Source organism: Porticoccus sp. Uisw_050_02 (assembly GCF_047729555.1).
Classification (GTDB): Bacteria; Pseudomonadota; Gammaproteobacteria; order Pseudomonadales; family Porticoccaceae; genus Porticoccus.
The window spans coordinates 243,669-263,012 of sequence record NZ_CP159825.1 but is presented as its reverse complement, the minus strand read 5'-3'; the positions used below and the strand labels follow the sequence as shown (position 1 = coordinate 263,012).

Annotated in this window: 17 protein-coding genes and 2 tRNA genes; 1 reads left to right on the top strand and 18 read right to left on the bottom strand. The window is 42.2% G+C overall.

Annotated features, from left to right (window positions below; genetic code table 11):
- The 15 genes from rbfA to rlmE form a co-directional block, all read right to left on the bottom strand.
- Positions 1 to 411 (bottom strand): 30S ribosome-binding factor RbfA, encoded by a 411-nt coding sequence (rbfA, locus tag ABXT41_RS01260; RefSeq protein WP_415391029.1) that lies wholly within the window; start codon positions 409 to 411, stop codon positions 1 to 3.
- Positions 412 to 426: 15 nt separating this feature from the next.
- On the bottom strand, positions 427 to 2,964 hold the full coding sequence (gene infB / locus ABXT41_RS01255) for a translation initiation factor IF-2 (protein WP_415391028.1): 2,538 nt from the start codon (positions 2,962 to 2,964) through the stop codon (positions 427 to 429).
- A 29-nt stretch (positions 2,965 to 2,993) separates the two neighbouring features.
- On the bottom strand, positions 2,994 to 4,487 hold the full coding sequence (gene nusA, locus ABXT41_RS01250; RefSeq protein WP_415391027.1) for a transcription termination factor NusA: 1,494 nt from the start codon (positions 4,485 to 4,487) through the stop codon (positions 2,994 to 2,996).
- Between the two features lie 21 nt (positions 4,488 to 4,508).
- Positions 4,509 to 4,961 (bottom strand): ribosome maturation factor RimP, encoded by a 453-nt coding sequence (rimP, locus tag ABXT41_RS01245; protein ID WP_415391026.1) that lies wholly within the window; start codon positions 4,959 to 4,961, stop codon positions 4,509 to 4,511.
- Between the two features lie 145 nt (positions 4,962 to 5,106).
- Positions 5,107 to 5,183: transfer RNA gene (locus ABXT41_RS01240), tRNA-Met, on the bottom strand.
- Between the two features lie 234 nt (positions 5,184 to 5,417).
- Positions 5,418 to 6,050 carry a hypothetical protein gene (locus ABXT41_RS01235; protein WP_415391025.1) on the bottom strand — a complete coding sequence of 211 codons (633 nt, stop codon included), beginning with the start codon at positions 6,048 to 6,050 and terminating at the stop codon, positions 5,418 to 5,420.
- A 147-nt stretch (positions 6,051 to 6,197) separates the two neighbouring features.
- The gene (locus ABXT41_RS01230; protein WP_415391024.1) at positions 6,198 to 6,425 is read right to left on the bottom strand and encodes a hypothetical protein; all 228 of its coding nucleotides are present in this window, start codon (positions 6,423 to 6,425) and stop codon (positions 6,198 to 6,200) included.
- Positions 6,426 to 6,474: 49 nt separating this feature from the next.
- Positions 6,475 to 7,164 (bottom strand): ion transporter, encoded by a 690-nt coding sequence (locus tag ABXT41_RS01225; protein WP_415391023.1) that lies wholly within the window; start codon positions 7,162 to 7,164, stop codon positions 6,475 to 6,477.
- Between the two features lie 349 nt (positions 7,165 to 7,513).
- Positions 7,514 to 7,598: transfer RNA gene (locus tag ABXT41_RS01220), tRNA-Leu, on the bottom strand.
- Positions 7,599 to 7,615: 17 nt separating this feature from the next.
- Positions 7,616 to 7,957: a preprotein translocase subunit SecG gene (gene secG / locus ABXT41_RS01215; protein ID WP_415391022.1), complete on the bottom strand. Its 342-nt coding sequence runs from the start codon at positions 7,955 to 7,957 to the stop codon at positions 7,616 to 7,618.
- Positions 7,958 to 7,992: 35 nt separating this feature from the next.
- Complete coding sequence (tpiA, locus tag ABXT41_RS01210) at positions 7,993 to 8,721, bottom strand: triose-phosphate isomerase (protein WP_415391021.1); 729 nt, start codon at positions 8,719 to 8,721, stop codon at positions 7,993 to 7,995.
- Positions 8,722 to 8,836: 115 nt separating this feature from the next.
- On the bottom strand, positions 8,837 to 10,195 hold the full coding sequence (glmM, locus tag ABXT41_RS01205) for a phosphoglucosamine mutase (protein ID WP_415391020.1): 1,359 nt from the start codon (positions 10,193 to 10,195) through the stop codon (positions 8,837 to 8,839).
- Entirely contained in the window at positions 10,192 to 11,034 is an 843-nt protein-coding gene (gene folP / locus ABXT41_RS01200; protein WP_415391019.1) for a dihydropteroate synthase, read from the bottom strand. Before folP ends, glmM begins: the two co-directional genes overlap by 4 nt.
- Positions 11,035 to 11,178: 144 nt before the next feature.
- A complete protein-coding gene (gene ftsH / locus ABXT41_RS01195) occupies positions 11,179 to 13,077 on the bottom strand; it encodes an ATP-dependent zinc metalloprotease FtsH (RefSeq protein WP_415391018.1) in 1,899 nt (632 codons plus the stop codon).
- Between the two features lie 119 nt (positions 13,078 to 13,196).
- Positions 13,197 to 13,820 (bottom strand): 23S rRNA (uridine(2552)-2'-O)-methyltransferase RlmE, encoded by a 624-nt coding sequence (gene rlmE, locus ABXT41_RS01190; protein ID WP_415391017.1) that lies wholly within the window; start codon positions 13,818 to 13,820, stop codon positions 13,197 to 13,199.
- Between the two features lie 276 nt (positions 13,821 to 14,096).
- Between rlmE and ABXT41_RS01185 the strand changes: the two genes are divergently transcribed.
- On the top strand, positions 14,097 to 14,399 hold the full coding sequence (locus tag ABXT41_RS01185) for a YhbY family RNA-binding protein (protein ID WP_415391016.1): 303 nt from the start codon (positions 14,097 to 14,099) through the stop codon (positions 14,397 to 14,399).
- A gap of 16 nt (positions 14,400 to 14,415) precedes the next feature.
- Here the strand turns inward: ABXT41_RS01185 and greA are convergent, their stop codons facing one another.
- The 3 genes from greA to carA are packed head-to-tail and all read right to left on the bottom strand — an operon-like array spanning position 14,416 to position 19,236.
- Complete coding sequence (gene greA, locus ABXT41_RS01180) at positions 14,416 to 14,892, bottom strand: transcription elongation factor GreA (protein ID WP_415391015.1); 477 nt, start codon at positions 14,890 to 14,892, stop codon at positions 14,416 to 14,418.
- The gene (carB, locus tag ABXT41_RS01175) at positions 14,889 to 18,110 is read right to left on the bottom strand and encodes a carbamoyl-phosphate synthase large subunit (protein WP_415391014.1); all 3,222 of its coding nucleotides are present in this window, start codon (positions 18,108 to 18,110) and stop codon (positions 14,889 to 14,891) included. The genes greA and carB overlap by 4 nt, the downstream gene beginning before the upstream one ends.
- Positions 18,094 to 19,236, bottom strand: a complete 1,143-nt coding sequence (gene carA / locus ABXT41_RS01170) for a glutamine-hydrolyzing carbamoyl-phosphate synthase small subunit (RefSeq protein ID WP_415391013.1) — start codon at positions 19,234 to 19,236, stop codon at positions 18,094 to 18,096. The genes carB and carA overlap by 17 nt, the downstream gene beginning before the upstream one ends.
- Positions 19,237 to 19,344 lie beyond the last annotated feature (108 nt).

Sequence of the window (19,344 nt, the reverse complement as noted above, 5' to 3'; positions counted from 1 at the left end):
CTAATCTTCCCCAGAATGGTCTACAGGTTCATCTGGATTTATCTGGTGTTGCTTATCCAAGTATACCGCTCGCTCTATTATAGCCGTCAAGTCTTGGGCTCTTTTGCCGCTATGATCATATATAAAGCGAAGATGGGGAGCGATACGCAACTGCATTTCACGAGCAACTCTGGTTCGCAAGAATCCCGCAGCACCGTTTAGTATTTCTGTAGCTTTTCGACTTTCTTCTTCGGACGATAGTCCTACAAAAGTAACGTATACCTTGGCATTAGCAAGGTCGCGGTTAACCTCTACAGCAGTGATATTAGCCATTGCTAACCTAGGGTCACGAACTTCATCGCGGATCAATTTAGATAGTTCTCGCTGAAGAGCGTCGGATACTCTATCTTTACGTGTAAATTCTCGAGGCATAATTCTGAGCCTTGTTTATAGTTTCCGAGCTATCTCTGTAATCTCATAAACTTCAATCTGATCACCAGATTTGATGTCATTATAATCTTTCACCCCAATACCGCATTCAACGCCATTTCGAACTTCGCTAGCTTCGTCTTTAAAGCGCCTCAATGATTCTAATTCGCCCTGATAAATTACCACACTATCTCGTAACACTCGGATCGGTTTATGTCGAAACACTACGCCCTCTATAACCATGCAGCCAGCAATCGCACCAAATTTTGGCGACCCAAACACATCACGCACTTCGGCGATACCAAGAATCTCCTCTCGCCTTTCAGGAGACAGTAACCCACTTAATGCTTGCCTTACATCATCCAAAACATTGTATATGACACTATAATATCGGAGATCTAACCCCTCTTCTTCTGATAAACGACGAGCTGTATTGTCAGCTCTTACGTTAAACCCTATCACTGCAGCACGAGAAGAAACTGCCAAATTAATATCTGATTCGCTTATACCCCCAACCCCTGAGCAAATAACTTCTATCTCTACCTCTTCATTCCCCATCTCGTGAAGAGCAGCCAATATAGCTTCCAAAGAACCTCTAACATCGGCCTTCACTACTATAGGTAAGCGACTTTTCTCCTCGCCACCCTCAAACGTAGCGAACATGTTTTCTAACTTTGCAGATTTCTTGAGTGCGGCCGCCTCATCGCGGACTCTATTTTGTCGGAATTCTGCCAATTGTTTTGCTTTGCGCTCATCACTTACTACAAGAAATTCATCGCCAGCAGCTGGCGGCGCATCCAAGCCTAATATCTCTACCGGGATTGAGGGGCCAGCATCTGTTACTGTTTTTCCTGCTTGATCGCTCATCGCTCGAATGCGGCCAAGACTCTCTCCCGCGAGCACCAAATCTCCTTTTTTTAACTTTCCTGCCTGAACCAAGACTGTTGCAACAGCGCCACGGCCTTTTTCTAATCTTGACTCAATAATCACTCCTTTGGCGGGAATACTAGAAGATGCTTTTAATTCGAGTAATTCTGCTTGTAGTAATACCGCCTCTAACAAATCATCAATACCTACGCCTGTCTGTGCGGAGACCTCAATGAACTGGGTATCTCCACCCCAACTTTCAGGAATAACACCCGCTGCAGACAGTTCATTAGTTACTTTTTCAGAGTCAGCAGATTCTTTGTCAATTTTATTTATCGCAATTATGAGAGGGACGCCTGCTGCCCGAGCATGCTGTATCGCCTCTTCAGTTTGTGGCATGACCCCGTCATCAGCAGCAACCACCAAAATAATAACGTCTGTACTCTGTGCACCACGAGCACGCATGGCAGTAAAAGCAGCGTGTCCAGGCGTATCCAAAAAGGTGATCATTCCCTTTGGGGTATCTACGTGATATGCACCAATATGCTGGGTAATACCTCCAGCCTCTGCTGAGGCTACTCGACTTTTGCGGATATAATCAAGCAGCGATGTTTTACCATGATCGACATGGCCCATGACCGTAACAACGGGGGCCCGCGTCACCAGGAACTCCTCTACTGGGGTCTGCAAAGCTTCTATCATTGCTTCTTCTTCTTTTGATCCAGCAATAGAAGAAGTAGTATGACCAAGCTCTTCAGCAACAAGAATCGCAGTATCTTGATCTATAGGTTCGTTAATTGAAACTACAGTCCCTAGCTTCATTAGAGCTTTAATAACAACAGTAGCTTTTACTGACATCTTTTTCGCCAAGTCGCTGACAAGAATTTCTTCTGGAATTTCTACGTTGCAAAAAATTTTGTCCGTTGGTTTTTTAAATGTATGCACATTCTTAACCTTAGCAATCTTCACACCAGTGCGAAGCCGAGGCTTATTTTCTTCTTCTGATTCTTCTTCGGCTGCTTTCAGTAGATCTACAATTTTACGTTTAGGTTCTTTGACCGCGGCGCGTTTTTTTGGTTTCTTAGCTATCTCCTCTTTTTCGTCATTGACAGGGGCGATATCATATACTTTTGCATGCTTTTTAATGGTCTTTGTTGGCTCTACTGGAATTTCGTTGATATCACCAGAAACCGGGTTAGAGACAGTAGGCGCAACGTTATTTTCAACTGATTGATTTTTCTTCTCTTCATTGTTAGACCCAGAATCTTGTATAATTTCTTGAGATTGTGCTTCTGATACGCGACGAGAAATTATTGCCGCTTGTCTTTGATCTTCAGCATCAATAGTTGTAATTTCTAGATTTTTATTTTCATCAGGATTAACCTCAATTCCTTCATCATCACGCTTCACATAAGTCCGTTTTTTGCGAATTTCAACATTAACTGTTTTCCTGCCAGCACTTGTCTTCAAGGTGCTTAGAGTTTTTCGCTTGAGTGTAACTTTCTTTGGATCACCAGATGTACCACCATGCAAACTTTTCAAGTGTGCTAGCAATATTTGCTTTTCTTGGTCATCGACAACCGCATCGGGCTTATCTTGCGATAAGCCTGCTTCCTGCATTTGACTCAGCAGGCGCTCCACAGATGTCCCCACAAGCTTGGCAAGCTCACTTACAGTAACTTCAGCCATCAATATTCCTCAATTATGAGTCTTCTAGATCAACTATTGCTGTCTTCGTCAGCAAACCAGGGCGCACGTGCAGTCATAATCAATTCGGCCGCTCGTTCTTCATCTATACCATCAATATCTAGCAAATCATCTACTGCCTGTTCAGCTAGATCTTCCATCGAGATGATATGACAAGCAGCCAGCTTTTTTGCTAGCTCTTCATTCATGCCATCCATTGCCAGCAAGTCTTCTGCCGGATGCAAGGTATCCTGCTCAGAAGATAGGGCTATCGACAACAAGGCGTCTTTAGCCCTAGCGCGCAGCTCTTCTACTAAATCTTCATCAAATCCGTCGATACCTGCCATTTCTTCCAGTGGAACGTAAGCTACCTCCTCAAGAGAGGCAAATCCTTCTTCAACCAAGACTGTAGCGATATCTTCGCCTATATCAAGCTGTTCTTTTAAAAGGCCAACCAGACCCTGAGACTCTTTTTCTTGTTTTGCTTCAGCCTCATCAACTGTCATTACATTAATTTTCCATCCAGTTAACTCAGACGCAAGACGAACATTTTGTCCGCTACGACCAATGGCCATTGCTAAAGAGTTCTCTGAAACAGCTACATCCATTATTGTTAACTCTTCATCAACAACAATAGACTCCACTTCAGCTGGGGCCATTGCATTGATGACCAATTGTGCAGGATTGTCGTCCCAGAGGACGATGTCTATTCTCTCTCCATCCAGCTCATTAGACACTGCTTGTACTCGTGCGCCTCTCATCCCTACGCAAGCGCCGATAGGATCTATTCGCCCATCGTTAGTTTTTACCGCAATCTTTGCTCTTGAGCCTGGATCTCTGGCAGCCCCACGAATCTCAATAACTTGTTCTGCAATTTCGGGAACCTCAATACTAAATAGCTCTATCAGCATTTCGTTGCACTTACGGCTAAGGAGGAGTTGTGGGCCTCTATTTTCAGGATTAATGCCCTGCAATATGGCTCTCACTCTATCATTTACTCGAAATACTTCACGTCCGACCAATTCTTCACGAGGCAGAACACCTTCAGCATTATTACCAAGATCAATCAGCACATTATCACGCGTTACTTTCTTCACGGTTCCACTGACCAAGCTTCCGACTTGCTCAATAAATAAATCAACAACCAGAGCTCGTTCGGCATCTTTCACTTTTTGAACTATTACTTGCTTTGCAGTTTGGGCTGCAATTCTCCCAAAACCAATGTCTTCAATTTTTTCTTCAAAGACATCGCCAGCCTTAAGATTAACGTCTTTTTCGTGAGCCTCCTCAATAGTTAATTGAGTACCAAGCTCAGCCATAGTTTCGTCATCCATCACTGTCCACCAACGAAAAGACTCGTAACCACCCGTCTCGCGATCAATAACCACGCGAATATTAGAATCTTCGTCATAGCGTTTCTTCGTCGCCGTTATTAAAGCCTGCTCTATGGCTTCAAAAATAACCTCTGAAGATACGCCTTTTTCGTTTGAGACGGCTTCTGCCACCATCAAAATTTCTTTATTCATTTTTCAGCCTCGCAACTGCCCTTAGAAGGAGTGGACAATATTCGCCCTTTCAATGCTATTAATTGGGAAGATAAATTCGCAACCATCAGCTGCCAATAGAACGTTTTCCCCCTCTATGCCATTTAAGCACCCCTTAAAATTACGTCTGCCTTCATAAGGCAAGCGTAATTTTAAAACAATTTTTTCACCTTTATACTGTTCATATTGAACCAATGTATACAGTGGTCTATCCAAACCAGGAGAAGACACTTCCAGTGTATACTCACTGGTGATCAAATCTTCAACGTCCAGCAAGCTGGCAACCTGTCGGCTCACTTTTTCGCAATCTTCAACTGTAATGGGATCATTTTCAATATATATCCTCAGCATAGCACTACGCCCAGAAGACAAATATTCCAATCCCCAAAACCTGCATCCCATGGCATCCACCACTGGGACAACTAAAGCTACAAGTGCATCCTGTCTCGTTGCCACTAAAACCTCTCGACTTTCTCAACCAGGGCGACATTCAGTCACTCTTAGTGACTTAGGCCACCTAACAAAAAGCCCCTAAAAGGGGCTTTTTGAACGTGAGCTATTTCATCACATCAACATAGGAAGATCACCCTATGTAAATATTTGGTAGCGGGGGCTGGATTTGAACCAACGACCTTCGGGTTATGAGCCCGACGAGCTACCAGACTGCTCCACCCCGCAACAAATTTTTTCAACTTAACTTAATTGATGGTCTTCACAAAATTGCAATTGTCATCAAGCTATAATCCCTAAAAGGTCTTGCCTCAAAACTCCTGCACGGCACTCTTGAGAGGCGAAGATTATAGAGATCAGATCACGCTCGGTCAAGATAAACCCCTGCAAATACCCAGTCTTTTCTTTATCATTTTTAATTACTAGCCATACAGCTCCAACAGACTGGTGGCCCAACTATTCCTAGCGACAGATTGGCCAAATCTGATAGAAATGCCTGCATTTGAACTTTGCTTCACAGCTAGCAAGTTGCCCTTGGTAGGTTTTTACCTGACGGCCAACTTTTTTTGCAATTTTACGCAATGAATTTTTTTTAAGATAACTTTTTCGCTTATAGCCACCGCGACCCTCATGGTAGGCCAAGTACAGATGCTCGGCATTAACACTGCTAATACCCAAAGTTTCTCGGCTTTTTTTGTTATACCAACCAATAAAATCAGTGGCGTATTTCATATGGGACCTTCTTGAAAAAAGAGACCCTCTTTCTTTTTCATACTCTGACCACACTGCATTCTGAGCTTGAGCATAGCCATATGCAGAAGAAGATCTAAACCAAGGAATTATCCCTAACAATTTATCTCTCGGTGGTTTTACGTCATGCCTAAAAGATGACTCCTGTTTAATAAACGCAATCTGGGTAGAAATACTTGTTCCCCATTTTTCTTGAGAGTCTCTAGCATAGTCGTACCATTCGGGATTCTCGTCAAATATAGAGCAAATATTAGACTGGTTGCTGGGCGGCTGAGGACTAGAGAATATACAACCAGCCAGAAGAGGGCTCAGCAAAAAAATTATTAGCAGGCTTTTTTTTGACACTTAAACCCCTGTCAATTTGATTTAATTATTATTAAATCACTTTAGACTATGCTGCACCAGTGGGCAATAAATTCGTATTATAAGCCTTCAAAGCTGCCAATAACCATTACTAGAATTTGTTACAGCAACCCACACCTGCCCTCCATGCTAATTCTTAACCTTATATCCGTGCGTTTCTAGACAAGTTTTTTCATCTAAGAATTTAGGCTTTGGTTTAGCTGCATCTTCAGCGCAAGAGGCACGCACTGTTCTTTCTTCTTCTGCTTGATCGGGAGTAGTTTTATACTCATGTTCGTTTGCCTCATGGTGAGCACCATAAGCGCTTGACAATCCAGCCAGCAACAAAGCAGCGCACATCTTCTGTATCATTTTCATATTTTAGTTCCTTTTGTGTCCAAATTTAATTAAATTTTAAGTTAGTGGTTTATTTTGTAATATTTGACTTGGATACCACATCAACCAATACAGCAATTACTAAATTTAAGAGCACCACGGCTGTTATAAAAACAAATGAAACAAAATACACAAATGCCCATGGATACAAAGCCTGCATTGGCAACATTACTGTCTCCCAGCTAGAAAGAGTCATCACTTGCACTAAAGTCAGCAACGAAATACCTAAGTCGGCCCATCTTGCTGGATCATCTACAGAAAATAACATAGATCCTATCGCTGCATAGATGTACAAAATAATAAATAAAATTAACATCACATAGCCGCATCTTGCCAGTGACTGTAATAATGCCTCGACCAAAGCCTTTAGCTCTGGAACGACAGATATTATTCTCAAGATTCTAAAAATTCTCAGTAATCTTAATATCAGAACAGATGATCCCGCAACAGGAACTAGAGAGGCAAGAACTATAACTGAATCAAAAAGATTCCAGCCATCTTTAAGAAATAATGATTTTTTTTCTTCTCCTAAGAATCTTATTGATAGCTCGATAACAAAAAATATAGTCACAAAATAATCTAAAAAAACAAGCATGTTTACATACTTATTACTTGCTTCGTATGTCTGAAATCCCACCAAAAGAGAAGACAATAGAATAATAGCGATAACTGCGCCCTGAAATCTTCGATCCTCTCTTATCTTAGTAAATCTATGAACCATTGGCATTTATTCCATGTAGAAAAATTTGCTATGTGAAACATTCTTATAATAATGGGATTATGGAGAAATTTTATAAGAATGCTAGTGTCGACAAACAACTGAAAACTTAACGACAAGAATGCTGGTAACCATACACTAACTGTCTATGTATATTTTTAAGCGCTTACTCAGAAAGGCACTCTATCAAAATAAGACAGAGGCTCTATTAGACCCTAGAGGATAAATTAATAATTAAATTTTAAAGGGTGTTTGAAGGTCAAAGTAATGACCCTTAAGAATACAATCTATGCCCACAAGACATAAATTATTGCAGCATATGTTGTTATTGGTGAAGGTTATTTGCACAAATTGGTGCCCAAGGCCGGACTTGAACCGGCACGACTTTCGCCACTACCCCCTCAAGATAGCGTGTCTACCAATTCCACCACTTGGGCAATTTTTTGCTTAAACTTCATTTTGGTATATCAGAGGCTTCATCAACAATATCAATTTTCGGCAGCTCAGTTTCTGCTGACTGTTGGATGGCTTCTAGGTTAGGAAAAATACCTTCCTTTAAAGTTGAACGATCTTTTGCTGTGACAGCTAGAGCAAAACTAGTAACAAAGAAAATTGTCGCAAGTATAGCTGTAATCTTGCTGAAAAAATTCCAGCTACCCGCACTGCCAAGCATAGTTTGCGATGCGCCAGAACCAAAAGATGCGCCAGCCTCTGCACCTTTTCCCTGTTGCAGCAAAATCATGCCAATAATGGCTAGTCCCGTGAGAATATGTATGATTAATGTTAATTTTTCCATTGTCTTAATTCAGCCAAATTATTAGTTAATTGCAATTATGCCATTTGGCACATCTCACTAAATGCGCCAATATCTAAAGAAGCGCCGCCAACAAGAATCCCATCAATATCCGCCTGACCAAGCAGCTCAGCAGTATTGGCAGGAGTGACACTACCTCCATATAAAATTCTCGTCTTTGCCCCAAATTCACCCAATTTTTCGCGAATGTATTGATGCACGAGCTGGATCTGATCAACAGCTGCAGACTTGCCAGTCCCGATCGCCCAAATAGGCTCATAAGCAACGATTGCATCAGAAAAGCAGCTTACTCCAGCGCAGTCTAACACTGTATCTATCTGTGCAGAAATAAGGCCAAGAGTTTCACCTTGTTCTCGTTGTTTGAGGGTTTCACCCAAACAAAGAATAGGCTTCAACCCAGCTAGCTGAGCCTGATAAAATTTTTCTGCAACCTGGCGATCATTTTCCCCGTAGAGGCTACGACGCTCAGAATGACCCACTAAGCAATATTGACAACCTATATCTCGCAACATCTCAGATGACACTTCACCAGTGTATGCGCCAACCTTGCGTTCAGAAACGTTTTGCGCGCCTACAGCAATAACTGTATCTGAGAGACTCGCTAACACTTGCGGTATATAAACATAAGGAGGAAAAATAATAACGTCTGCCTTGCATTCTAAGTCAAGCAAACCTGCCACTAAAGTAGCTATATTTTTCTTGTCGCCGTTCATTTTCCAATTTCCGGCTACTAAGGAACGACGCATAATTTATTGGTATCCTAGCCCCAAAAAGGGCGCAATCTTATCTGAGATATTAGCATTGTTCAACCACAGGAGCATTAACAGCCCAACACCCTGCGCCAGATTAAAGCTTTTTTCGTTATCTGGAAAAATCTACTCCTGCTTCAGCCTCAACAACACCTGCCACTCTTAAAGCGACTCTATTGGCCAGTTCGGCATCTTCAGCCTCCACCATAACTCGTACAACTGGCTCAGTTCCCGAGGGGCGTAGCAGAATACGACCGCAATCTTTCAGCTCGCTCTCAGCTAACAGAACAGCCTCTTGTATCGCAGGGCAATTTTTGAGACTAAACTTCCCTCCAATGGGTACATTAATCATATATTGCGGGTACTTGTGCATTTCTTTTTTAAGCACATTCAGCGATGTGTTTGTTTCACGTATAGCATATAGAACCTGTAATGCGGCAACCACACCGTCACCAGTAGTAGTCAGATTACTGCAAATAATATGGCCTGAGCCTTCCCCGCCCAATTGCCATTTTCGTTGTCGAAGAGCTTCTATTACATGTCGATCGCCCACTTGTGTGCGCGCAAATGGAATCTCTAAGTCCATTAGCGAATTTTCCATACCTAAGTTACTCATCAAAGTTCCAACAACACCGCTACAGCCACCGTTTTGGTGACGATGTTTGGCTATAACAAATATTAACTCGTCACCATCTATCAGTTCGCCTTTATGATCTACAAACATAACTCGATCGCCGTCTCCATCAAAAGCGATACCCATATCTGCCTCTTGCTTCAAAACTGCATTCTGTAAGATCGCCGGCTGCGTCGATCCACAATCTTGATTAATATTAAAGCCATCAGGCTCAACAGCAATTTCAATAACTATTGCCCCTAACTCGCGAAATACACTAGGGGCAGTAGTGTATGTAGCTCCATTTGCGCAATCCACAACGATCTTTAAACCCTGTAAGTTACTTCCTGATGGTAGCGTGCCTTTACAAAATTCAATATAACGCCCTGCAGCATCCTCTACCCTAAAGGCCTTCCCTAGTTTTGAAGAATCTTCTGTTATTAAGGGTTTTTCTAGGTATGCCTCTATGGCTTCTTCTATCTCGTCAGGTAACTTAAAACCATCGGCGCCAAAAAATTTAACACCGTTGTCGTAAAAAGGGTTATGTGACGCGCTAATTACAATACCAGCCTGAGCTCGAAAAGTTCGCGTCAAGTAAGCAATAGCAGGAGTTGGCATTGGCCCCAGGAGCGCCACATCTACTCCTGCTGCAATTAATCCTGATTGAAAGGCGGACTCAAACATATAACCTGATACTCGGGTATCTTTGCCTACAATAATTAGCTTACGCCCGTCACTTCTTTCGCTGAATACCTTACCTGCAGCCCAGCCCAGCTTTAACATAAAATCTGCGGTTATGGGCTTAGTTCCGACTCGACCACGTATACCGTCTGTACCAAAGAATTTTCTATCAGTCATATTTCTTCCTTTACAGCATGTAGCACTTTCAACACATCAGCGGTAGCAGCTACATCATGAACTCGAATGATATTAGCGCCTCTTTGTACTGCTAACATTGCTAAAGCAACACTGCCAAATAATCTTTCATCTAGAGGTTTACCTAAAATTTCACCTATCATTGATTTTCTAGAAACTCCTACAACCATAGGAAAGCCTAACTCACTTAATTTATTTAAACTACGAAATAGCTGTAAATTATGCTCTAGTGTTTTACCGAAGCCAAATCCAGGATCAATGAGTATCTTTTTTCTTTCAATCCCACCAAACTCGCAGATACCAGCACGTTCCAATAAAAAACTTTTTACCTCGTCAACCTCATCTTTATAGCTTGGAGCAAGCTGCATGTTAGCCGGCTCTCCATTCATGTGCATCAAAACAACAGAAATATTTGCCATAGCAGCTGCTTCAACTGCACCCTTGCGGGACAAGGCTCGCACATCATTAATCATCACAGCACCAACATTTGCTGACTCCGTGATAACTAATGGGGAGCTAGTATCTACCGACACAAAGGCGTCAAAACGTTCTACGATAGCTTCGACTACAGGCACCACTCGATCAAGTTCTTCATTAACACCTACCGGTTCCGCTCCGGGCCTAGTGGACTCGCCGCCTACATCGATGATACTAGCGCCACTCTTCAGGTATGAGTCTACTTTTTCGAGTGCCAAAGAAATATTGATCTGGTGATTTCTGTCGCAAAGAATGCCTCCATCAAAAAAAGAATCTGGAGTTACATTTAGAACTGCCATTATATGGGGAGAAGAAAAATTTAAACTGAAAGAGTTTGTCTTCATTAGAGCTTCATCAAAAGTGAATTTCGTGCAGCACTAAAGCAACTAGAGCCATTTAAAACTTAAATAATGACCACCCACCTCTAAACAAGAAATTTAAAAATTCGCTTAAATAAGCCTGCATTTCTGCTAGCAAAAATAAATATCTTAATGCTCTTCGGCAGGGGTACCAGCCAAATCAGTATCATCTATTTTTTTATTCTTTTTCTTTTTGGTCGCACTGCCAGAATCATGATTATCCCAATTATAAGGGGGGCGAACTGTCCTTCGCGCCATCAAATCGTCAACTTGCTCAAGATCAATGGTCTCATATTCCATCAAGGCATTCTTCATAGCATGAAGAATATCTATATTATCCTTTAGAATCTGCACAGAGCGAGCATAGCAATCATCGAGCATCTGTCGTACTTCAATGTCAATTTCTCTAGCAGTGTCTCCAGAGTAAGCAGACTTCGTCATGCCTGGGGCTTGTCCCTCTTCCTCACCATAAAGAACAGGGCCCATTTTATCCGATAGCCCCCAACGACTGACCATATTTCTCGCCATTTGGGTAGCTCTTTCAATATCATTAGAGGCCCCGGTAGTTACACCATCTGCGCCATGGATTAATTCTTCTGCTATTCTGCCGCCAAACAAACTACACAATTGGCTCTTTAACTGAAGTTTTGTGAGGCTATACTTGTCTTCTTCTGGAAGGAATTGCGTCACTCCCAACGCACGCCCACGAGGAATAATTGAAACCTTATGCACAGGGTCGTGCTCAGGAACCAACCTACCAATAATGGCGTGTCCAGCCTCATGGTAAGCAGTATTTTCTTTTTCTTTTTCAGACATGACCATAGAGCGTCGCTCAGCACCCATCATGACTTTATCTCGAGCTTTTTCGAACTCCTCACCACTAACAACCCTTCTGTTAGCTCTGGCGGCAAATAATGCCGCTTCATTTATCAAGTTAGCTAGATCTGCGCCAGAAAAACCTGGGGTACCTCTAGCTATTACGCCTAAATCAATTTTTTCATCAAGTGGAACTTTTTTTGAATGAACTTTTAATATTTGCTCTCTGCCTCGAATATCTGGCAACCCTACATAAACCTGACGATCAAATCTTCCCGGACGAAGCAACGCTTTATCCAATACATCAGGACGATTTGTAGCAGCAATGACAATTATTCCTTCATTGCCTTCAAAGCCATCCATTTCAACCAACAGCTGATTTAACGTTTGCTCTCTTTCATCGTTTCCACCGCCATGACCGCCGCCACGATGACGGCCAACAGCATCAATCTCATCAATAAATATAATACAGGGTGCCTGCTTTTTAGCTTGCTCAAACATATCTCGAACACGTGAGGCGCCAACGCCAACAAACATCTCTACAAAATCTGACCCAGCAATAGAAAAGAATGGAACCTTAGCCTCACCAGCTATAGCTTTAGCTAATAATGTTTTACCTGTGCCGGGCGGACCAACCATGAGAACACCCTGAGGAATTTTGCCTCCTAAGCGCTGGAAGCGCGAAGGGTCGCGCAAGAAATCTACCAGTTCGTGAACTTCTTCTTTTGCTTCATCCACACCAGCTACATCAGAAAATGTAGTATTGACCTGATCAGGTGCCAACAACCTTGCTTTACTTTTACCAAAACCCATTGGGCCGCCTCGGCCGCCTGAGCCCCCTTGCATTTGTCTCATAAAAAACATAAATATCGCAAGGATTAAAAGAATTGGAAAAGCTGCAATCAGGAGCTGGCTCCATAGACTTTGCGGTTCTGGATCTCGCCCTTCAACTTTTACACGATTTTTAAGCAGGTCACCCATCAAGCCATCATCGGATACCGCAGGCCGCGTTGTTTTGAATGCTGTTTTATCTGTACTGAAGCCTTCGATTATAGACCCCTTAACAACTATACTTTCAACATTACCCCGCTGCACATTCTCCACAAATGTAGAGTAGTCAATAGAATTATCAGGAATTGGAGCATTAAAATTTTGGAATACCGATAGCAAAACTGCAGCAATAATCAGCCACAAGATAATGTTTTTCATCATGTCATTCAAAGAGAAATCCCCATTTTTTATTTACTAACTTTAGTCAACAAATTAGCGTTTTATTCCACAACTGCAGGGCTTAATTATCACGGAACCTTGCACCACTTAATACTAAATACTCAATTTTTAAAATCTTTTGCCACAACATAAACTTCTCGCGAACGGGGCCTAGAAGCATCGGGTTTGCGCACTGTGACTCGCTTAAAGCGTTTCTTTAACTCAAACATGAATTGATCAAAACCCTCCCCATGAAAAACTTTAACAACAAAATTTCCGCCAGGTTTCAAGACCTGTGTAGCTAAATCTAAAGCAAGCTCGATTAAATACATAACCTTAGGCTGATCAATTCCTTTCATACCACTCATGTTGGGGGCCATATCAGAAATTACAAGGTCCACTAAACCTTTTTCTAGTGAACCAAGTATGCGTTGCAACACAACAGGGTCCGTAAAATCTCCCAAAATAAAATTTACATCTACAATTGAATCCATGTCAAGTATATCAGATGCTATCACCTTTCCTTTGGGGCCGACCAATTTAGCAGCCACTTGAGACCAGCCTCCAGGTGCGGCACCAAGATCAACAACAACTAAGCCAGGATATAGCAGCCTATCTTTTTGATTGATTTCTAAGAGCTTATAGCTAGCACGAGAACGATAACCGTCCTGCTGAGCCTGCTTCACATAATGATCACGATTATGCTCTTGCAACCACTTTTGACTGCTTTTCGAGCGTGTTGACATATTAATCTACCGAGGTTTTTAGCTATCATCAAAGGGAAGTTAATCAGTATTTAAATCTTGTCATTTTATTTTAACAGCAACTAAATCAAAAATACCGCATCACATAAAAACACCGAAATAAAGTTTTAACACATAAAAATAATAACCAGTATAAAATGCGTGCCGAATTATCGTAATGGAAGCCCAATCAGCTTAAGATTTCACCTATAATGACTAATCGCGGTTCTGTTAGAAGCAATCGATAATCAGTACAACTTAAATTAAGAGCAATAATCAATGAAAATTTCCAATGAAGACAAAAAGCAATTACGACGGTTAGGCCACAACCTAAACCCAGTTGTTACAGTTGCAGGTAATGGGTTAAGCAAAAATGTTTTAGCTGAAATTGATCGAGCGCTTAATGATCACGAGCTCATCAAGGTTAAAATCTGTGGTGGTGACAGTCAAGCTAAGTCCGAAGTCATTAAGGAAATTTGCGGGCAACTTTCCGCTCAAACAGTTCAATCTGTTGGTCACATAGCGCTAATATTGAAAAAATCAGAGAAGCCAAATCCTAGATTATCCAATTTGCTGCGATAATTTAAGAATTTAATTCTTAAATATACCTCACATCGTCAATTTCATATTCCACATCTCCGGATGGGGTCTTGACTAGAACCACATCACCAACTTCTTTTGCAACTAATGCTCGAGCTATGGGAGACTGGTATGAAACTTTATTTTTCTTGATATCCGATTCATCATCACCAACTATTTGATAGTAAGTCCGCTCATCTGTTTCTAGATTCACAATATACACAGTGCTGCCAAAGATCACCTTGTCCCCAGAAGGAATTTCAGTGACATCAATAATTTGAGCATTACTAAATTTAGCTTCAATTTGCTGAATGCGTCCCTCTGCAAAACTTTGCTGTTCTCGAGCAGCATGGTATTCGGCATTTTCCTTAAGGTCGCCATGCGCACGAGCTTCAGCAATTGCTGCAATAATTCTTGGGCGATCAATCTTCTTTAGTCTCTCTAGTTCGATACGGAGGTTTTCAGCTCCAGATAAAGTCATAGGCACCTTACTCATTCTTTACCCCTTAAATGAAGATCCTGCAATTTGTTAACCTTTATTTCACCTTGAATCTGCAGGGCCATACAGACAGCCTCTCCACCTGCCAAAGTGGTTGTGTAGTAGACCCCATGCTGTTCAGCGCTCGAGCGGATTGGCGCAGAAGCCGCGATTGCTTGACGACCCTCAGTTGTATTGATGATGAGATCAATCTGATCATTTTTAATCATATCAACAATATGAGGACGACCTTCTTGGACTTTATTGACAGTTTCCACAGAACAACCGGCATCGGACAAAATTCTAGATGTGCCCTCTGTAGCTACTAATTTGAACCCTATATTTATCAAACTAATAGCAACATCAACGATGCCACTTTTATCTGGATCTCGCACACTCAAAAACGCCGTTCCTTTAGAAGGTATTGGGTTTCCAGCACCTAGTTCTGCTTTAAGATAAGCCTCTGCAAAGGTGCGCCCAACACCCATTGCCTCACCTGTAGATTTCATTTCTGGGCCAAGAATGGGGTCTACACCCGGAAACTTATTGAATGGCAACACAGCCTCTTTGACGCTAAAAAAATTAGGTGTTATTTCTTTAATGAAATCCTGATCCTTTAGCGAGACCCCTGCCATGCAGCGAGCAGCCACCTTAGCCAAAGATATACCTATACACTTAGATACAAAAGGGACAGTTCTAGCAGCACGAGGATTTACCTCAATCACATAAACTTTACCGTCTTGCCATGCTAACTGTACATTCATTAGGCCTTTAACTTGAAGCTCAATAGCCATAGTTTTTACAATTTCACGCATTTCATTCTGAACATCACTGGGAAGACTGTATGGTGGCAAGGCGCAAGCGGAGTCCCCTGAGTGGATTCCCGCCTGTTCGATATGTTGCATAATTGCCCCAATAACTACATCTTTCCCATCAGAAACAGCATCTATATCTACCTCAATAGCAGAAGACAAAAAGTAATCTAGTAATATCGGGGCATCTCCTGACACTTTAAGGGCCTGATCCATATAGCGAGCCAGCTCGTCTTGTTGGTAGACAATCTCCATAGCTCTTCCGCCCAGAACATAAGAGGGGCGGACAACTAGTGGGTATCCAATCGCTGTCGCTGCATTTATAGCGTCCCCAGAAGAACGAACAATAGCGTTTGAAGGCTGAAGCAATTCTAACTTATTAATCATTCCCTGAAACCGCTCTCGATCTTCCGCTAAATCAATAGCATCGGGTGTTGTTCCAATAATTGGCACCCCTTCGTCTTCTAAAGCCTGCGCTAGCTTCAATGGAGTCTGTCCACCAAATTGGACAATGACGCCTTTAGGATTCTCCACATTTACAATTTCCAATACGTCTTCTAGTGTAACTGGCTCAAAGTACAAGCGATCAGATGTATCGTAATCAGTAGATACTGTTTCAGGATTACAGTTAACCATGATGGTTTCATAGCCATCTTCACGCATTGCTAAAGCAGCATGCACACAACAATAATCAAATTCTATGCCTTGCCCAATTCGGTTAGGGCCTCCACCCAGTACTAAAATTTTATCACGCACCGATGGTTGCGCCTCGCACTCTTCTTCATAGGTTGAATACATATAGGCTGTGGAGGTTGAAAATTCAGCTGCACATGTGTCCACACGCTTAAATACTGGACGCACATTAGCTGTATGCCGAAAAGTTCTAAAGTCTTTCTCGCTGACATCTAGTAGTGCCGCTAAACGTTTATCGGAAAATCCTTTGCGTTTAAGACGAAAAAGTTGCTTTGCATTAATAACATTCAGTCGAAGTCCTTCAAGAGATGCTTCTTCTAGAATCAAATCTTCTATCTGAAAAAGAAACCAAGGATCAATAGCTGTAAGTCTGAACACCTCGGAGACATCCATGCCTGCTCGAAAAGCATCGCCAACATACCAAATACGCTCTGAACCAGCGACTCTTAATTGATGTCGCAATTCAACCAAGTCATCCTTCGTGGTAATATCTATCTGTTTCTCAAAACCTGCCGACCCAACCTCTAGCCCTCGAATAGCTTTATGTAGAGATTCCTGAAAAGTGCGACCAATAGCCATAACTTCGCCTACTGATTTCATTTGCGTAGTCAGTTTAGCATTAGCTTGGTTAAACTTTTCAAAAGCAAATCGAGGAATCTTTGTTACCACATAATCAATACTGGGTTCAAAGGAAGCTGGCGTAGCACCTCTGGTTATATCATTCTGGAGTTCATCTAAGGTATAGCCAACTGCCAATTTTGCTGCCACCTTAGCAATAGGAAAGCCTGTGGCTTTTGATGCCAGCGCAGAGGAGCGGGATACTCTTGGGTTCATCTCGATAACCACCATCCTGCCATCATCTGGGTTGACTGCAAACTGCACATTTGAGCCACCTGTTTCGACACCAATTTCTCGCAGCACTGCAATAGAGGCATTACGCATAATTTGATATTCTTTGTCTGTGAGCGTCTGAGCTGGAGCAACAGTAATAGAGTCACCTGTATGAATGCCCATTGGATCTAAGTTTTCAATGGAGCAAACGATAATACAATTATCATTTGTATCTCGTACTACCTCCATTTCAAATTCTTTCCATCCAAGTAAGGACTCATCAATTAACAACTCATTAGTTGGCGATAACTCAAGTCCACGTCGGCAGATCTCAACAAATTCTTCTCGGTTATATGCTATTCCCCCTCCTGATCCTCCCATTGTGAATGATGGTCGTATAATACAAGGGTACCCAAATAAGTCTGGAACTTTGAGCGCTTCCTCTAGGCTGTGCACAATAAGCGCTCTAGCAGTCTCCAAGCCAATTTTCTTCATTGCGACGGCAAAAAGACTTCTATCTTCCGCTTTTTTAATTGCATCTTGGTCGGCGCCAATCATCTCCACGTCAAATTTATCTAGAACCCCTTCTCGATGAAGGTCTAAAGCACAATTCAGCGCTGTCTGCCCACCCATAGTTGGCAACAACGCATCAGGCTTCTCTTCCTCAATAATTTTTGCAACAGTGCGCCACTCTACCGGTTCGATATAAGTGGCATCAGCCATAGAAGGGTCTGTCATGATAGTGGCAGGATTAGAGTTCACCAAGATGACACGAAAACCTTCGTCCCTTAAAGCCTTGCAAGCTTGCGCGCCAGAATAATCAAACTCACAGGCTTGACCAATAACAATAGGCCCAGCCCCAAGGATTAAAACGCTTTTAATATCAGTTCTTTTTGGCATAACTTATCAATTCAAAAAAGTGGTCAAATAATAGGGAGGCCTCATGCGGCCCTGGACTGGCTTCGGGGTGCCCCTGGAAGCCAAAAGCTGGCTTATCTGTTCGATGTATCCCCTGAACAGAACCATCAAACAGTGAGTAATGTGTGACACGAAGAGTGGACGGAAGTGATCTCTCATCAACAGAAAACCCGTGATTTTGACTGGTGATCACAACTTTTCCAGCTCCAATATCTTTTACTGGGTGATTGGCTCCATGATGGCCAAATTTCATTTTCATGGTTTTCGCACCACTAGCTAAGGCCAACAGTTGGTGTCCTAGGCAAATACCAAATATCGGAATGTCCGTCTTCAGTATTTCTCTGATAGAGTCCACAGCATAAGTGCATGGCTGCGGATCTCCTGGTCCATTAGACAAAAATATACCATCAGGATTCATTTCTAATACTTCAGCGGCAGATGTTTGAGCAGGAACTACAGTCAGGTCGGCACCGCGATCAACAAGCATCCGCAAAATATTTCGCTTAACACCAAAATCGTAGGCGACGATCTTATAAAGGCTATTCTTTGATTGCTGATGGCCAGAACCAAGCTTCCAGCTCCCTTCTGTCCATTTAAAAACAGTAGTTGTAGTAACTACTTTAGCAAGGTCTACCCCTTCCAGACCAGCAAAATCACAAGCAACTTGCAGCGCTACCCCTTCATCAATATCACCCGCCATAAGACAGCCACTTTGAGCCCCTTTTTCCCTAAGAATACGAGTCAATTTTCGAGTGTCAATATCTGAAATACCTAAGATATTTTTTTCTTTCAGATAAACATCAAGACTCCGCTCCGAGCGAAAATTACTAGCTAGCGCAGGTAAATCTCTTATTACTAAACCAGCCGCCCAAATACGTGACGACTCTTCATCTTCAGTATTTGTACCGGTGTTACCAATATGAGGGTGCGTAAAAGTAATAATTTGACGCGCATAGGATGGGTCGGTAAGAATTTCTTGATAGCCAGTCATCGATGTATTGAAGACCACTTCTCCACTAGACAAGCCTTCAGCACCAATGGATCTGCCTTTAAAAATAGTACCATCTTGAAGCACCAAGATAGCCGACCGATGAGAATCGGTATTCAATGCAACCTCCTTAACGACAAGTAGTAAATTATCAGTACTAAAAGCAAGCCTGCTTTACTTCATTTCCCAGCATACACATGACTGGATAAAAACAAACACCGAGTAGCA

Bases quoted from the DNA above. Each gene is read 5' to 3' on its own strand.
- rlmE (WP_415391017.1), bottom strand. From the start codon at position 13,820: ATGTCAACACGCTCGAAAAGCAGTCAAAAGTGGTTGCAAGAGCATAAT.
- greA (WP_415391015.1), bottom strand. From the start codon at position 14,892: ATGAGTAAGGTGCCTATGACTTTATCTGGAGCTGAAAACCTCCGTATC.
- tpiA (WP_415391021.1), bottom strand. From the start codon at position 8,721: ATGCGTCGTTCCTTAGTAGCCGGAAATTGGAAAATGAACGGCGACAAG.
- carB (WP_415391014.1), bottom strand. From the start codon at position 18,110: ATGCCAAAAAGAACTGATATTAAAAGCGTTTTAATCCTTGGGGCTGGG.
- folP (WP_415391019.1), bottom strand. From the start codon at position 11,034: ATGAAGACAAACTCTTTCAGTTTAAATTTTTCTTCTCCCCATATAATG.
- ABXT41_RS01225 (WP_415391023.1), bottom strand. From the start codon at position 7,164: ATGGTTCATAGATTTACTAAGATAAGAGAGGATCGAAGATTTCAGGGC.
- rbfA (WP_415391029.1), bottom strand. From the start codon at position 411: ATGCCTCGAGAATTTACACGTAAAGATAGAGTATCCGACGCTCTTCAG.
- infB (WP_415391028.1), bottom strand. From the start codon at position 2,964: ATGGCTGAAGTTACTGTAAGTGAGCTTGCCAAGCTTGTGGGGACATCT.
- ftsH (WP_415391018.1), bottom strand. From the start codon at position 13,077: ATGATGAAAAACATTATCTTGTGGCTGATTATTGCTGCAGTTTTGCTA.
- ABXT41_RS01230 (WP_415391024.1), bottom strand. From the start codon at position 6,425: ATGAAAATGATACAGAAGATGTGCGCTGCTTTGTTGCTGGCTGGATTG.
- glmM (WP_415391020.1), bottom strand. From the start codon at position 10,195: ATGACTGATAGAAAATTCTTTGGTACAGACGGTATACGTGGTCGAGTC.
- nusA (WP_415391027.1), bottom strand. From the start codon at position 4,487: ATGAATAAAGAAATTTTGATGGTGGCAGAAGCCGTCTCAAACGAAAAA.
- secG (WP_415391022.1), bottom strand. From the start codon at position 7,957: ATGGAAAAATTAACATTAATCATACATATTCTCACGGGACTAGCCATT.
- ABXT41_RS01185 (WP_415391016.1), top strand. From the start codon at position 14,097: ATGAAAATTTCCAATGAAGACAAAAAGCAATTACGACGGTTAGGCCAC.